14 protein-coding genes are annotated in these 14,048 nt (G+C 69.5%); 6 read left to right on the forward strand and 8 right to left on the reverse strand.

The genetic code is table 11. The annotated features are described in order from the left end of the window. Positions 1–22 precede the first annotated feature (22 nt). Positions 23–787: an invasion associated locus B family protein gene (locus AX750_RS10260; RefSeq protein ID WP_066718324.1), complete on the forward strand. Its 765-nt coding sequence runs from the start codon at positions 23–25 to the stop codon at positions 785–787. A gap of 84 nt (positions 788–871) precedes the next feature. Here AX750_RS10260 and hspQ read toward each other — a convergent pair whose 3' ends face one another. Together hspQ and AX750_RS10270 are read right to left on the reverse strand one after the other, a co-directional pair. After that, complete coding sequence (hspQ, locus tag AX750_RS10265) at positions 872–1,201, reverse strand: heat shock protein HspQ (protein WP_066718326.1); 330 nt, start codon at positions 1,199–1,201, stop codon at positions 872–874. Between the two features lie 105 nt (positions 1,202–1,306). Next, positions 1,307–2,356 (reverse strand): CoA ester lyase, encoded by a 1,050-nt coding sequence (locus AX750_RS10270; RefSeq protein WP_066718329.1) that lies wholly within the window; start codon positions 2,354–2,356, stop codon positions 1,307–1,309. A 260-nt stretch (positions 2,357–2,616) separates the two neighbouring features. On the opposite strand from AX750_RS10270, the gene AX750_RS10275 reads away from it, so the two are divergent. Together AX750_RS10275 and AX750_RS10280 are read left to right on the forward strand one after the other, a co-directional pair. Then, a complete protein-coding gene (locus AX750_RS10275) occupies positions 2,617–3,588 on the forward strand; it encodes an AEC family transporter (RefSeq protein ID WP_066718333.1) in 972 nt (323 codons plus the stop codon). Positions 3,589–3,621: 33 nt separating this feature from the next. Next, positions 3,622–4,737 carry a CaiB/BaiF CoA-transferase family protein gene (locus AX750_RS10280; protein WP_066718336.1) on the forward strand — a complete coding sequence of 372 codons (1,116 nt, stop codon included), beginning with the start codon at positions 3,622–3,624 and terminating at the stop codon, positions 4,735–4,737. 5 nt (positions 4,738–4,742) lie between these two features. On the opposite strand, the gene AX750_RS10285 is transcribed toward AX750_RS10280, so the two are convergent. Then, complete coding sequence (locus AX750_RS10285; protein WP_066718338.1) at positions 4,743–5,915, reverse strand: UbiH/UbiF family hydroxylase; 1,173 nt, start codon at positions 5,913–5,915, stop codon at positions 4,743–4,745. 151 nt (positions 5,916–6,066) lie between these two features. Here AX750_RS10285 and AX750_RS10290 point away from each other — a divergent pair, with 151 nt between their 5' ends. The 3 genes from AX750_RS10290 (at position 6,067) to AX750_RS26460 (ending at position 8,617) form a co-directional block, all read left to right on the forward strand. Next, positions 6,067–7,041, forward strand: coding sequence for a quinone oxidoreductase (locus AX750_RS10290; RefSeq protein WP_066718340.1), 975 nt, complete (start codon positions 6,067–6,069; stop codon positions 7,039–7,041). 96 nt (positions 7,042–7,137) lie between these two features. After that, positions 7,138–8,208 carry a hypothetical protein gene (locus AX750_RS10295; RefSeq protein ID WP_156446454.1) on the forward strand — a complete coding sequence of 357 codons (1,071 nt, stop codon included), beginning with the start codon at positions 7,138–7,140 and terminating at the stop codon, positions 8,206–8,208. Positions 8,209–8,275: 67 nt separating this feature from the next. Beyond that, positions 8,276–8,617: a hypothetical protein gene (locus AX750_RS26460; protein WP_197426552.1), complete on the forward strand. Its 342-nt coding sequence runs from the start codon at positions 8,276–8,278 to the stop codon at positions 8,615–8,617. A gap of 96 nt (positions 8,618–8,713) precedes the next feature. Here AX750_RS26460 and rimO read toward each other — a convergent pair whose 3' ends face one another. From rimO to mazG, 5 genes are all read right to left on the reverse strand, one after another. Further along, positions 8,714–10,033 (reverse strand): 30S ribosomal protein S12 methylthiotransferase RimO, encoded by a 1,320-nt coding sequence (rimO, locus tag AX750_RS10305; protein WP_066718344.1) that lies wholly within the window; start codon positions 10,031–10,033, stop codon positions 8,714–8,716. Between the two features lie 209 nt (positions 10,034–10,242). Continuing rightward, positions 10,243–11,109 carry a sulfurtransferase gene (locus AX750_RS10310; RefSeq protein ID WP_066718346.1) on the reverse strand — a complete coding sequence of 289 codons (867 nt, stop codon included), beginning with the start codon at positions 11,107–11,109 and terminating at the stop codon, positions 10,243–10,245. Next, positions 11,106–11,540, reverse strand: a complete 435-nt coding sequence (locus tag AX750_RS10315; RefSeq protein WP_066718348.1) for an OsmC family protein — start codon at positions 11,538–11,540, stop codon at positions 11,106–11,108. Before AX750_RS10315 ends, AX750_RS10310 begins: the two co-directional genes overlap by 4 nt. A gap of 84 nt (positions 11,541–11,624) precedes the next feature. Further along, the gene (gene cysG, locus AX750_RS10320; protein ID WP_066718356.1) at positions 11,625–13,082 is read right to left on the reverse strand and encodes a siroheme synthase CysG; all 1,458 of its coding nucleotides are present in this window, start codon (positions 13,080–13,082) and stop codon (positions 11,625–11,627) included. A 113-nt stretch (positions 13,083–13,195) separates the two neighbouring features. Then, positions 13,196–14,032: a nucleoside triphosphate pyrophosphohydrolase gene (mazG, locus tag AX750_RS10325; protein WP_066718360.1), complete on the reverse strand. Its 837-nt coding sequence runs from the start codon at positions 14,030–14,032 to the stop codon at positions 13,196–13,198. Between the last annotated feature and the right edge of the window lie 16 nt (positions 14,033–14,048).

Genomic DNA, 14,048 nt, shown 5'->3' on the forward strand with positions numbered 1-14,048 from the left:
CGCGTGATTTAAGGAAAGTGCCATGTCCGCTTCGTTTCGCCTGTCCGCTCGCGCCCTGAGCGTTGCACTCAGCACCGCGATCGGCCTCGCGCCGATGGCCTCCTTCGCGCAGCAGGCGCAACCGCGTCCCGCCAATCCGCGCCCGGCGCAGCCGGCTCCCGCCCAGCCGGCCCAGGGTCAGGCGAGCGGGCCGACCGTCGTTCAGGTCAAGCCGGAGCCCTCGCAGACGAGCTGGACCAAGGTCTGCGGCAAGGACGAGGCCGCCAACAAGGAAATCTGCTACACCACCCGCGACTTCGTCTCGGATCAGGGCCAGCCGGTGCTCGCCGTCGCGATCTACGACGTCAAGGGCGACCCCAACAAGATCGTGCGCTTCCTGATGCCGCTCGGCCTGCTGCTGCAGCCCGGCATCCGCTTCGGCGTCGACACCGCCCAGCCGACCGCCGGGCGCTACGCGATCTGCTTCCCGAATGGCTGCTTCGCCGAGGCGCAGGTGAAGGACGACTTCATCAACGCGATGAAGAAGGGCAACAATCTCAGCGTCAGCGTGCAGAACCAGGGCGCCCGAGAGGTCTCCTTCTCGATCCCGCTGACGGATTTCGCCAAGGGCTTCGACGGCCCGGCGATCGACCCGAAGGTGCTGGAAGAGCAGCAGAAGCAGCTCCAGGACGAACTGGCCAAGCGCCAGGAGGAATTGCGCCAGCGGCTCGGCGGCGGCGGGGCCAATGCGGCGCCGGGCGCCGCTCCGGCTCCGGGTGCCGCTCCGGCGACCCCGCCGAAGCCCTGAGCAGGTTTCACCGCCTCAAAAGCAGACAGGCCGCCCGGGAGGGCGGCCTGTTTCGCTTCAGGGGCTCGGGAGCCGGCTTGCCGGTCAGTTCAGCCCGGCGCGGTCGATCTGGTAGCGGCCCTTGCGGTCGCGGCGGAAGAATTCCTTCGCCTGCGGATGGCGCACGGGGCGGCCGGTGTCGTCGATGACGAGGTTCTGCTCCGAGACATAGGCGACGTATTCCGTCTCCTCGTTCTCGGCGAAGAGGTGGTAGAAGGGCTGGTCCTTGGACGGGCGCAAATGCTCGGGGATCGCCAGCCACCATTCCTCGGTGTTGGAGAAGACCGGGTCGACGTCGAAGATCACGCCCCGGAACGGGTAGACCCGGTGCTTGACGACCTGGCCGATCCTGAACTTGGCGGAACGTGCTTGCATCTCTGATCGATCCATCGGTACGGAAGAGCAGGGTGAACCCTTGCGCTTGCGTGAGAATTGCGTCGCAAATAGGTCGAAATCAACCGCTTTTCGCGCTGCGCCCCATCACATGCCGTAATGCGCGGCGAGCTGCGGATCGCGCGCCGCGACCTGCCTCGCGAGATCGACGATGATCTTGGCCTGTTTCCAGGTGGCGTCGTCCTGCATCTTGCCGTCGATCATCACCGCGCCCGAGCCGTCGGGCATCGCCTCAAGGATGCGCTTCGCGAAGGCGACCTCGGCCGGATCCGGGCTGAAGACGCGCTTGGCGATGGCGATCTGCGAGGGGTGCAGCGTCCAGGCGCCGGCGCAGCCGAGCAGGAAGGCATTGCGGAACTGGGCCTCGCAGGCGGCCTCGTCCGCAAAATCCCCGAAGGGGCCGTAGAAGGGCTTGATGCCGGCCGCCGCGCAGGCATCGACCATCTTCGCCAGCGTGTAGTGCCAGAGGTCCTGCTGCGCGACGGCGCGCGGCGCGCCATCGGATGTGGGATCGGCGATGACCTTGTATTCGGGATGACCGCCGCCGACGCGCGTCGTCTTCATCGCCCTGGAGGCGGCGAGATCGGCCGGGCCCAGGCTCATGCCGTGCATGCGCGGCGAGGCGGTGGCGATGGTCTCGACGTTCTTGACGCCTTCGGCCGTCTCAAGGATGGCGTGGATCAGGATCGGCTTGGGCAGACAATACTTCGCCTCGAACTGGGCGAGCAGCTGGTCGACATAATGGATGTCCCAGGGGCCCTCGACCTTGGGCACCATCACGACGTCGAGCTTGCCGCCGATCTGGCCCATGATCGCGGTGATGTCGTCGAGAAACCAGGGCGAGTTCAGCGCATTCACCCGCGTCCACAGCCCGGTCTTTCCGAAATCCACCGCCTGGCCCATGGCGATGAAGCCGTCCCGCGCCGCCTGCTTGGCCTCGACGGGGATCGCATCCTCGAGATTGCCGAGCACGATGTCGACGGTAGGCGCGAGGTCGCCGACCTTGGCGCGAACCTTCTCCAGATGCGGAGGCACGAAATGGATCATCCGCTCGAGCCGCAGCGGCAGCTCCCGAAAGGGCTCGGGCGCGCCGATCGCGAGAGGCCGGAAGAACTGGCGCGGCGTCTTGGTGGTCATCGGGCACTCCCTGCTGCGGTGCAGCGAATGTGGCGGAGCGGGAAGGGCGCGTCCATCCTCCCTTGGGTGGGAGAGATAGCGGAGACAGAATGCCTAGGACGATAATCCGTCTATTTATTCCTAGGTATTCAGTCTTGCCCGCATCCTTCGCTGGACGCCCCGGCGTCCTTGCGTCTTGCGTGCGGGCCGGCACCGGCTAAACAGCGCCGGGCAGGTCGATCCCTCTCGCGGTCGGCGCCTCCGCTGGGACTGTCGACCGCATGGCCGATCTCGCCACCATCGCCAATCTCGTCGCGCCCTTCTTCGGGTTGATCCTGCTCGGCTTCGTCATCGGCCGGTGGAAGCGCCTGCCAGAGGCGGGGCTGGTCTGGCTGCAGTTCTTCCTGATCTATGTCGCGCTGCCGCCGCTGTTCTACCGGCTGATCGCCGACAAGCCGGTGACGGAACTGGCCAATGGCCGCTTCATCCTGGCGACGACGCTGTCGACCTTCCTGGTCTTCATGCTGTCGCTTGCGGTCGGCCTGCGGGCGACGCGAGGCGACCTGCCGCAGGCGGTGATGCAGGGCGTCGCCGGCTCCTATTCCAACATCGGCTATATGGGTCCGCCCCTGCTGCTGGCGGCGCTGGGGCCGGCTGCGAGCGCGCCGCTCGTGCTGATCTTCGTCTTCGACAGCCTGCTGCTGTTCTCGATCATCCCCTTTCTGATGGCGCTGGCGGGCGTCGAGAAGAAGAGCCCGCTCGATACCGCCCGGCAGGTCGCCTGGCAGGTCGCGACGCATCCTTTCAACGTCGCGACGCTGCTCGGCATCCTCGCCAGCGCGACCCATTTCGAGCTGCCCTCGGTGCTCGACAAGATGACGCTGTGGCTGTCGCAGGCGGCCGCGCCCTGTGCGCTCTTCCTGCTCGGCGTCACCGTGGCGCTGCGGCCGATGAAGACGCTGCCGGCCGAGGTGCCGGTGCTGGTCGCGATCAAGCTCGTGCTGCACCCGCTGCTGATCTGGCTGCTGCTCTCGGCGATCGGCAATTTCCCCGACATCTGGATCTTCACCGGCGTGATCATGGCGGCGCTGCCGCCGGCGCTGAACATCTTCATGATCTCGACGCAGTACCGCGTCGGCATCGACCGCGCCTCGGCCTGCATCCTGATCGGCACCGTCGTCTCGATGGTGTCGCTGACGGGCTTCCTGTGGCTGGTGAAGACGGGCAGGATGGCGGCCGACCTCTTCCCCTGATCGCCGGTCCGCCGGCCCCGCGCCGGATTGCCGATGCTGCCGCTGGACGACCTCACGGTCCTCGATTTCTCCACCCTGCTACCGGGGCCGATGGCGAGCCTGTTCCTGGCCGAGGCCGGCGCGCGGGTCATCCGCGTCGAGCGGCCGGGCGGGGAGGAGATGCGCCGCTTTCCGCCGCGCTTCGGCGAGACGTCGGCCCCCTATGCCGTGCTCAACCGCGGCAAGGCGAGCGTCGAGATCGATTTGAAGGCACCGGACGCGCTGGCGCGGCTGACGCCGCTGATCGAGGCCGCCGACATCCTGATCGAGCAGTTCCGGCCGGGCGTGATGGAGCGGCTCGGGTTTGGTCCTGCGGCGCTTGCGGCGATCAATCCCCGGCTGATCTACTGTTCGATCAGCGGTTACGGCCAGTTCGGCCCGCGCGCGCAGGAGGCCGGGCACGACATCAACTACCAGGCGGTCGGCGGGCTGCTCGGCCAGTCGCTGCGGGCCGGCGCGGCGGCTCCCCTGCCGCCGCCGCTGGTCGCCGACATCGCCGGTGGCACCATGCCGGCCGTGCTCAACATCCTGCTCGCGCTGCGCCAGCGCGAGCGCAGCGGACAGGGCTGCCATCTCGACATCGCCATGACTGATGCGATGCCGGCCTTCGCCTGGTACGGGCTGGCGCAGGGCCAGGCGAGCGGCAGCTACCCGGAGGGCGGGGAGGGGCTGCTGACCGGAGCGAGCCCGCGCTACGGCCTCTATGCGACGCAGGACGGCTGGTTCCTGGCGGTGGGGGCGCTGGAGCCGAAATTCTGGGACACCTTCAGCGAGGCGATCGGGCTCGCGCCCGCCCTGCGCGACGACCGCGCCGATCCCGAGGCCACGCGTGCCGGCATTGCGGCGATCATCGCCGGCCGGCCCGCCGCTCACTGGCGCGAAACGCTGGAGCCGCGTGACTGCTGCTGCACGGTGGTGCGCACGCTGGAGGAGGCGGTGGCCGATCCGCATCTGACGGCGCGCGGGCTGTTCGACACGCAGGTCCAGGAGCCTGGCGGTCGCCGGCTGGTCTCGACGCCGCTGCCGCTGGCGCCGGTGTTCCGCGAGCAGGCGATGGCCTTGCGCGAGGTCGCGGCCAGCGGAGCGGATACTGAGAGCCTGCTGGGGTAGGGGCGCTACCGCGCCATCCCGCCGGCGAGCCCCTGCCGCATCACCAGCCGCCGCAACGGGCCGATGCGGGACAGCGCCAGGAGACCGGCGCCGCGCAGCAGATCCGCCGGCATGAGATCGGTCAGCAGCGTGCGGTTGAGCGTGTCGACCGCGCCGGTGCGCAGGCGCACATCGGCCTGCCGGGCCCGGTCATAGGCCGCGACCGCCGCCGGCGCGCCGGGATCGGAGGTTTCGTCCACCGCATCGCGCAGCGCCGTCACGTCGCGCAGGCCGAGATTGAGGCCCTGCGCGCCGATCGGCGGGAAGACATGGGCGGCCTCGCCGACGAGGACCATGCGATCGGCGCCGAAACGTTCGACCGAGAGCCCGCCCATCGGCACGCGGCCGCGCGGCCCGTCGAGCCGCATCGTGCCCAGCAGGGAATGCGCCTGCCGCTCGACGCGGCGGGCGAAGGCGGCGTCGTCGAGCGCCGCGACCCCGTCTGCCTCGGCGGGATCGAGCAGCCAGACCAGCGAGGATCGGCGGCCGGGCAGGGGGACGAGGGTGAAGGGACCCTTGCGGGTATGAAATTCGGTCGAGACGTCGCGATGGTCGCGGGCATGGGCGAAGATCGCGGTCAGAGCGCTCTGCGGATAATCCCAGTCGCGGCCGGCGATGCCGGCCGCCTCGCGCACCCGCGAGCGGCGCCCGTCGGCGCCGATGACGAGCCTGGCCCGCAGCGAAAAGCCCTCGCCCGACAGCACGACGCCGTCCTCGTCGGGCGTGATGCCGGAGACCAGGCCGGGCTCGTGGCGGATACCGGCGGTGGTGGTGAGCCTGGCCGCCAGCGCTGCGACCAGCTCGGCATTCTCGACATTCCAGCCGAAGGCCGGCAGGCCGACCTCGGAGGCGCGGAACTCGACCGGGGGCTGGCGGAACAGGCTGCCGGTGTCGTCGACGAGGCGCATCACGGCCAGCGGTGCGGCCTTGTCGGCCAGCGCGTCATGCAGGCCGAGCTCGCCGAGCAGCCGCCAGGAGCCGTCGAGCAGGGCGACGGTGCGGCCATCGCGATGGGTCGGGATGGGGCCGAGCAGGGCAATGCGGCGCGCGCCTTCGGCCAGCGCAAGCGCGGCCGCGAGCCCGACGGCGCCGGCCCCGACGATGGCGATGTCGACCTGGTCCATGCGCGGTGTCGTCATGCCGTTCTGGTTACGCCAGACGGGCGGGATTGGCCACGGGGCGGGGCGTCGCAGGATCGCAGGGACGTGATGCGCCGGCCGCGCCCCGGCCCCGTTGCGCAGCCGCGCCAAGGCCTTATGGTCCTGTCCCAACGTTCAGGGAGATGACGACATGGTCAAGGCGATCCGCATCCACAAGACCGGCGGGCCCGAGGTGCTGCAGCTCGAGGACATCACGCTGCCGGCGCCGGGGCCGGGCGAGCTTCTGGTGCGCAACCGGGCCATCGGTCTCAACTTCATCGACACCTATTTCCGCACCGGGCTCTATCCCGCGCCGCATCTGCCCTTCGTTCCGGGCAACGAGGCGGCCGGCGAGGTCGTGTCCGTCGGCCCGGGCGTCACCGAGTTCAAGCCGGGCGACCGGGTGGCCTATGTCGCGACGCTCGGCTCCTATGCCGAGGAGCGCATCGTCGCGGTCAACTCGACGGTGGCGCTGCCCGAGGCGGTCTCCTTCGAGGCTGCCGCGAGCATGATGCTGAAGGGCATGACGGCGGAGTATCTGCTGCACCGGACCTACAAGGTAAAGCCGGGCGACACGATCCTCGTCCATGCCGCGGCCGGCGGGACCGGGCTCATCCTCTGCCAATGGGGCAAGGCGCTGGGCGCTGCCGTGATCGGCACCGTCGGCTCCAAGGAGAAGGGCGAACTCGCCAAGGCGCATGGCGCCGACCATGTCATCCTCTATCGCGAGGAGGATTTCGTGGCGCGGGTGAAGGAGATCACCGGCGGCAAGCTCTGCGCCGTGGTCTATGACGGCGTCGGCAAGGACACCTTCCTGCCCTCGCTCGACACCCTGCAGCCCTTCGGCGTGCTGGCAAGCTTCGGCAATGCGTCCGGCACGGTCGAGCCCTTCAATCTCGGCCTGCTCGGCCCCAAGGGCTCGCTCTATGTGACGCGGCCGACGCTCTTCACCCATATCGCCAAGCGCGAGACCATGGTCGAGATGGCGTCTAACCTGTTTGGCGCGGTCGCGTCCGGCAAGGTCGTGGTGCCGGTGAACGCGCGCTTCGCGCTGGCGGACGCTGCAAACGCGCATCGCGCGCTGGAGAGCCGCGGCACCACGGGCTCGACGGTGCTGATTCCCTGAGCCGACGCGCGGTGCCTTGAAATCTCGCCCCAATCGACTGGTATCGCCTATTCGTCCCGGTGGTGCGGGACGGATCGGGCAGGGGTCGCAGGCGGGATGAAACGGGTTGTGCTCGGCTTCGGGCTCGGGCTGTCGCTGGCGGCGGCCGGGTCGCTCGTGCTGCCGCAGGGCGTCCAGCACTGGCGCGAGGTCGCGGCGGCGGAAGACCCCGCTGTACTGGCCGACCTGCGCCTCGCAGGCGTGCTCAACGCTGCCCGGATCGACGCCGAGATCGACGCGGCGCTGGCGGCGCGCGACACGGAACTGGCCGAGAGCTTCGTCGCTCTGGCCGCCGAGCGCGGTCTGCCGGTGTCGGCCGAGCGTCGGCAAAAGCTGCAGGCGCTGAAGGACGGCGCCATCATCCAGGCCGTCAGCGATTTCGGCCAGGGCTTCCTCGCCGGCGACCGCGAGAGCGGCGCGGCCTTCGCGGGCGCGCTCGTCGGCGACGTCACCGGCTATGGCGATCTGCGCGACCTTGCCGTCGAGGGCCGCAAATGGCTCGGCGGGGAGGGGGCTGACGGCGCCGTGCTCGCCATCGCCGCGGCGGGGCTCGCCATTAGCGCCGCGACCTGGGTCAGCCTCGGTGGTTCGCTGCCGGCCCGCAACGGCCTGAGCGCGGTCAAGGCGGCGAGCAAGGCGAAGATACTCTCGCCCGCTCTGACCGCCAACCTGACGCGCACGGCGGTCGATGCGATCGACCGCCCGGCCCTGAATGCGAGCCTGACGGCGGCGTCCCGGCTAGACCTCGCGGCGGCGCGCGTCGCGGCCGGCGGCATCGTCAAGCCGGCGGCGATGGCGCGCTTCGCCGCGCTCGGTCAGGATGCCGGCGCGGTCTATACGCGTACCGGTTCGCGGGGACTGCGGCAGGTGCTCGCCGTCGCGGAGGATGCCGGCGACATCGGCAAGGCGGCGAAGCTCGGCGCGGCCAAGGGCACGACGACGCGGGCGATCCTGAAGGTGCTGGGGCGCGGGGCGCTGGTGCTGGGGGCGCTCAGCCTCAGTGCAGTCGGCTGGATGCTCGCCCTGATCGGTTACGCGATCGCGCTCGCCATGCTGGCGCAGCGTTTTGGCTGGTGGCTGGGGCGACGGCTTTGGCCGCGCCGCCGTGCCGTGTCACCGGCGATGTGAACCTACGGCCGCGCCGCCGCGACGAAGGAGGGTCAGCAGAACGCTGATGCTCATTCGGGTGACGCCCATGTCCCGCGCCCTTCGCTACTGCGGTTTCTTCCTCGCCTCGCTCACCATCGCGACGGTTGCGCTCGCGCAGCAGAACGGCCGCCAGGGCCGCGTCACGCTGCCGGCCGGGGCGCCCGGCCTGACGCTGGCGATCGCCGCCGAGGACAAGGCGCGCCTGACGCGCCCTTCCGAGCCGCGCCGGGCGCGAACGGACTGCCCGACTGACAGTTGCGACACGCCGCCGAAGGGTGGGAGGACGGCGCAGGACGAGACTCAGGCCATGGGTGCCTGCAACGGCGACAACACGGTCGCGCGCGACCGCAACGGCAAGGTCATCCGCCGGATCTGCCAGATCTTCTGACGCTGATCGTCATTGCGAGCGCAGCGAAGCAATCCAGAAGGTCGCGCTCGACGTCCCCTGGATTGCTTCGCTGCGCTCGCAATGACGGGACAATGCTCAGACCGCGACGCCGTGCAGGTCGTAGGCGTCGGCGCGCTCGATCTTGACGGAGACGATGTCGCCCGGGCGCAGCGGGCGGCGGCTTGAGACATAGACGTTGCCGTCGATCTCCGGCGCATCCCATTTCGAGCGGCCCTTGGCCACGGTCGGGCCGGCCTCGTCGATGATGACAGGAATCCGCTTGCCGACGCGGTTCCTGACGATGCGCGTCGAGATTTCGGCCTGCGCCTTCATGAAGCGGTGCCAGCGCGCCTCCTTCTCCTCCTCGGGGACGAGGGGGAGGCCGAGGTCGTTGGCGGGCGCGCCCTTGACCGGCTCGTATTTGAAGGCGCCGACGCGCTCGAGCCTGGCGTCCTTCAGCCAGTCGAGCAGGAACTGAAAGTCTTCTTCGGTCTCGCCGGGGAAGCCGACGATGAAGGTCGAGCGGATGGCGAGGTCGGGGCAGATCTCGCGCCATTTCCGCAGCCGGTCGAGCGTCTTGTCCTGATGAGCCGGACGCTTCATCGCCTTGAGGACATTGGGAGAAGCGTGCTGGAAGGGGATGTCGAGATAGGGCAGGATCAGCCCCTCCTGCATCAGCGGGATGACCTCGTCGACATGCGGGTAGGGGTAGACATAGTGCATCCGCACCCAGACCCCCATCTGGCCGAGTTCGCGGGCGAGCTCGAAGAAGCGGGTGCGCACCTCGCGGTCCTGCCATAGCGAGGGCTGGTACTTGATGTCGAGGCCGTAGGCGCTGGTGTCCTGCGAGATCACCAGCAGTTCCTTGACGCCGGCCTTGACCAGCTTCTCGGCCTCGCGCAGCACCTCGCCGATTGGCCGCGAGACGAGATCGCCGCGCAGCTTCGGGATGATGCAGAAGCTGCAGCGGTTGTTGCAGCCCTCGGAAATCTTGAGATAGGCGTAGTGGCGCGGCGTCAGCTTGATGCCCTGGTCAGGCACGAGATCGACGAAGGGGTCGTGGCGCGGCGGCAGCGCCTGGTGCACGGCCGAGACGACGCTCTCATAGGCCTGCGGCCCGGTGATCGCGAGCAAGTTGGGGAAGCGGTCGCGGATCTGCTCGGGCTCGGCGCCCATGCAGCCGGTGACGATGACCTTGCCGTTCTCCGACATCGCGGCGCCGATCGCCTCGAGCGATTCCGCCTTGGCCGAGTCGAGGAAGCCGCAGGTGTTGACGATGACGAGGTCGGAGCCCGCATGGCTCTTGGAGAGCTCATAGCCTTCCGAGCGCAGCGAGGTGATGATCCGCTCGGAATCGACCAGCGCCTTGGGGCAACCCAGCGAAACGAAAGAAATCTTCGGCGCGACGGCGTTCATCGGCGGCAAACTCGACAGCTCTGAATGGAGGCGGCGCGGCCCGAGGCTCGCGCGCGCTTCCTTTGAACGCTTTCAGGCTGTTTGGCAAATGCGGCGGACTATGTGCGAAGACGCCTCATCGTCATTGCGAGCGCAGCGAAGCAATCCAGGAGCGGCAGAGCTCGATGGCCCTGGATTGCTTCGCTGCGCTCGCAATGACGGCCCTGTTGTCAGCCTGCCCCTGTCGCCACCGGGCGCTCGGGGTCCTGCGTCCAGTCGGTCATCGAGCCATCATAGAGCGAGACCTCCTCGCGCCCGAGCAGCTCCGCGAGCACGAACCAGTTGAGCGCGGCGGTGTGGCCGGTGTTGCAATAGGAGATCGCCGGGCCCTTGGGGATACTGCCGTAGAGCGCTACCAGCGCGTCGCGCGGCTTGAGTTTGCCGGTGGCGGGATCGAAAGCCTCGGCATAGTCACGCGACAAGGCGCCGGGGATATGGCCGGCGCGGGCCGCTTCGGGTGCCTTCTCGCGGCCATCGAAATAGCTGGCCGAGCGGGCATCGACGAGGGTCGCGAGTTTGCTGCGCGAGGCCACCAGCGTGGCGTCGGCCGTGCTGCGCAGGCGCTGCTGCATGACGACCGGGTAGGGCGGGGCCGTGCGCTGCGGCGAGGAGCCGGTCTCGACCGGGCGCGCGGAAACGGCCGTCCAGGCGCGGAAGCCGCCGTCGAGGATGGCCTGCTGGCCATGGCCGATCGTTTTCAGTGTCCAGTAGATGCGCGCCGCGGCGGCGAAATCGGTGGCGCTGACGCCGGCGGGGACGATGACGACGTCATAGTGCGGCTTGATCCCGAGCCGGCCGACGAGCGCGGCGAGATGCTCGAGTGGCGGCAGCAGACCGGGCGCCTGGCCGACTTTGGTGCGCCAGCCATCGCCGACATAATCGGTATGGACGGCGCCGGGGATGTGGCCGGACTCATAGGCGGCCTTGCCGCCGCCGTCGATCGACGAGCGGATGTCGAGCACGACAAGCTTCGGATCGCCCAGCCGTGCCAGCAGCTCCTCGGGGGCGATCAGACCGGCGAATGGGGTCTCGCTCATGCAACAGCCTCTGCAAGTTCGTCGACGATGTCGATCGCGTAGGTGAAGCTCGCGGTCGCGCCGAGCATGATCGAGGCTGAGCAGTATTTTTCCTTCGACAGGGTCACGGCCCGCTCCGCCTTGGCCCGCGACAGGCCGCGCCCGCTGATGCGGTAGGCGAGGTGGATCTGGGTGAAGACCTTGGGGTCCTCCGTGGCGCGCTGCGCCTCGACTTCGACCTCGCAGCCGGTGATCGGCTCGCGCCCCTTCTTGAGGATCTGCACGACGTCGAAGCCGGTGCAGCCAGCCAGCCCGATCAGCAGCATCTCCATCGGCCGGATGCCGAGATTGCGACCGCCATATTCCGGCGCGCCATCCATCACGACGGCGTGGCCGCTGCCGGATTCGCCCATGAAGGCCATGCCTTCGACCCAACGCGCCCGTGCTTTCATGATTTCTCGTTCCTCGCGATCCTGCTTCGCCGATAGGCATAGCCGCCCGATCGGCATGAGGCGAGACCGTTGCGCGCAGCGACGTCAGGCGCGGCGCAGCTGCGCCTCGTCCGAAGCGGCGGCCTGGGCCTGGCCCAGCGCATGGCCGACCAGGACCAGAACGGGGCCGCCCCTGGGCAACTCCGCAATCCGCTCGGGCAGGGTGGCGATGGTGGCGCGCAGATGCTGCTCGTCCGGCCGCGTCGCCGACTGGATGGCGACGGCCGGGGTGGCGGGGTCGAGACCGGCGGCGAGGGCCCGGTCGCGGAAGCCGGCCAGCGTCGCGCGGGCCATGTAAATCACGGTGGTGGCGGCGGGGTCCGCCATGGCCCGCCAGTCGAGATCCTCCGGCAATTCGCCGCTGCGGGCGTGACCGGTGACGAACTGCAGCCGGCGCGCATGGTCCCGATGCGTCAGCGAGACCCCCAGCGTCGCCGCCGCGCCCTGCGCGGCCGAGATGCCGGGCACGATTGTCACCGGCAGGCCCGCGACCCGACAGGCCTCGATCTCCTCGCCGGCACGGCCGAAAATGCCGGGGTCGCCGCCCTTCAGCCGCACGACATGCTTGCCCTGGCCGGCGAGCGAGACGATCAGCGCGTTGATGTCGCTCTGCTTGACCGAGGGGCCGTAGCCGGTCTTGCCGACCATCATGCGCTTGGCCTCGCGCCGCGCGAGCTCGAGTACGCCCGGCGAGACGAGATCGTCATAGAGGATGATGTCGGCGCTCTGCAGGGCGCGGATCGCCTTCAGGGTCAGGAGTTCCGCGTCACCGGGGCCGGCGCCGACGAGCGAGACCCGGCCGCGACCCGGCGCGGCCTCGATGCGCTCCAGCGATGCGAACAGCTCCGCGCGGTCCGCCTCCTCCGGCAGGCGGCCGGACTCGCTCATCGCTCTCGCGGTGAACAGCTCCCAGAAGGCGCGTCGCAGGGCGAAGGGCAGTTCGCGCGCCTGCACGGCGGGGCGCCAGTCCTTGGCGGCCTGGGCCCAGGCCTTCAGCGTCGCGGGCAGCAGCGTCTCGATGCGGGTGCGGATCGCCTGGCCGAAGACGGGGGCAGCGCCGTCGGTCGAGATCGCCACGATCAGCGGCGAGCGGTTGACCAGCGTACCGAAGGAGAAATCGCAGAAATCAGGCTTGTCGACGATGTTGACCGGTGCGCCGGCGCGTCGGGCTGCGGCGACGAAGGCTTCGATCTCGTCGGCGTCCTCGATATCGCCGATCGCCAGCGCAGCGCCAGCGAGGTCCTCCGCCTCCCAGCCGCGCGCATGGACGACGACCGTGCCGGCCGGCGGGGCCGCGGCGAGGGCGGCGAATAGCTCGGCCCCTTCGCGCGCGAACACCGCTACCTCGGCGCCGGTCGCGGCCAGCAGTTCGGCCTTCCAGAGGGCGCCCTCGCTGCCGCCTACGAGCACGACCTTGCGCCCCGCCAGCTTGTGGAACAGCGGCAGCGTCGCGAGCGGTTCGATGCGGCGGCCGCTAGCGGCCTCGGGACGTCTTTGTCTCATCGTCTTCGTCTCTGGCGCATCGCGCCTGTCCTGTCACGCCGTCCCTTCGTCGCTTCCGTCCGGCGCCACCGGCGCCGCAGGCAAGGACCGAACCATTATGACGCGGCGCGCGGTCAGCCGGGTGCCCGCTCGTCCCGCTTGACCTGCTGCCAGAGCGCCTCGAGCTCGGCGAGATCCGCCTGCGCAGCGGTGCGGCCCTGCGCCTCCAGTCTCTGCTCGATGCCCTTGAAACGGCGCTCGAACTTGGCGTTGGCGGCCTGGAGGCAGCCTTCCGGGTCGGCATCGACATGGCGGGCGAGATTGGCGACGACGAAGAGCAGGTCGCCGATCTCCTCGGCGATGGCGGCCTTGTCGCCCGAGGCCAGCGCCTCGTCGATCTCGGCCGTCTCCTCGCGGATCTTGTCGAGCACGAGGCGGGCATCGTTCCAGTCGAAGCCGACGGTGGAGGCGCGCGCCTGCAGCTTCCAGGCCCGGGTGAGGGCGGGCAGGCCCTGGGTGACGCCAGCCAGCAGCCCCTTTTCCTCGGGCTTGTCCGGCAAGCCCGCGGCCCGGCGGGCTTCGGCCTTGTCTCGCTTCTCCTGTGCCTTGATGCGGTGCCAGAGCGCCTTGACCTGCTCAGGCGCGAGGTCGCGCGCCTCGCCGAAGACATGCGGGTGGCGGCGGATCAGCTTGGCGGTGATCGCCTCGACCACGTCCGGAAAGGCGAAGGCGCCTTCCTCTTCCGCCATGCGGGCGTGGAAGACGACCTGGAGCAGGAGATCGCCGAGCTCGTCCTTCAGGTCGACCCTATCGCCGCGGGCGATCGCATCGGCGACCTCATAGGCTTCCTCGACCGTGTAGGGCGCGATCGAGGCGAAGTCCTGCTCGAGATCCCAGGGGCAGCCACTGCCCGGCGTGCGCAGGGCCGCCATGATCTCGATCAGGCGGGCGATGTCGGGGGAGGGCTGCAAAGGCTGAAACTCGCGC

This window comes from Methylobacterium sp. CCH7-A2 (assembly GCF_001557075.1).
Classification (GTDB): domain Bacteria; phylum Pseudomonadota; class Alphaproteobacteria; order Rhizobiales; family Beijerinckiaceae; genus Allobosea; species Allobosea massiliensis.

Coding starts and splice junctions, on each gene's coding strand:
- AX750_RS26460 (WP_197426552.1), top strand. CDS start 8,276: ATGTCCCGCGCCCTTCGCTACTGCGGTTTCTTCCTCGCCTCGCTCACC.
- AX750_RS10295 (WP_156446454.1), top strand. CDS start 7,138: ATGAAACGGGTTGTGCTCGGCTTCGGGCTCGGGCTGTCGCTGGCGGCG.
- rimO (WP_066718344.1), bottom strand. CDS start 10,033: ATGAACGCCGTCGCGCCGAAGATTTCTTTCGTTTCGCTGGGTTGCCCC.
- AX750_RS10275 (WP_066718333.1), top strand. CDS start 2,617: ATGGCCGATCTCGCCACCATCGCCAATCTCGTCGCGCCCTTCTTCGGG.
- AX750_RS10285 (WP_066718338.1), bottom strand. CDS start 5,915: ATGACGACACCGCGCATGGACCAGGTCGACATCGCCATCGTCGGGGCC.
- AX750_RS10280 (WP_066718336.1), top strand. CDS start 3,622: ATGCTGCCGCTGGACGACCTCACGGTCCTCGATTTCTCCACCCTGCTA.
- AX750_RS10260 (WP_066718324.1), top strand. CDS start 23: ATGTCCGCTTCGTTTCGCCTGTCCGCTCGCGCCCTGAGCGTTGCACTC.
- hspQ (WP_066718326.1), bottom strand. CDS start 1,201: ATGCAAGCACGTTCCGCCAAGTTCAGGATCGGCCAGGTCGTCAAGCAC.
- cysG (WP_066718356.1), bottom strand. CDS start 13,082: ATGAGACAAAGACGTCCCGAGGCCGCTAGCGGCCGCCGCATCGAACCG.
- AX750_RS10315 (WP_066718348.1), bottom strand. CDS start 11,540: ATGAAAGCACGGGCGCGTTGGGTCGAAGGCATGGCCTTCATGGGCGAA.
- AX750_RS10270 (WP_066718329.1), bottom strand. CDS start 2,356: ATGACCACCAAGACGCCGCGCCAGTTCTTCCGGCCTCTCGCGATCGGC.
- AX750_RS10290 (WP_066718340.1), top strand. CDS start 6,067: ATGGTCAAGGCGATCCGCATCCACAAGACCGGCGGGCCCGAGGTGCTG.
- AX750_RS10310 (WP_066718346.1), bottom strand. CDS start 11,109: ATGAGCGAGACCCCATTCGCCGGTCTGATCGCCCCCGAGGAGCTGCTG.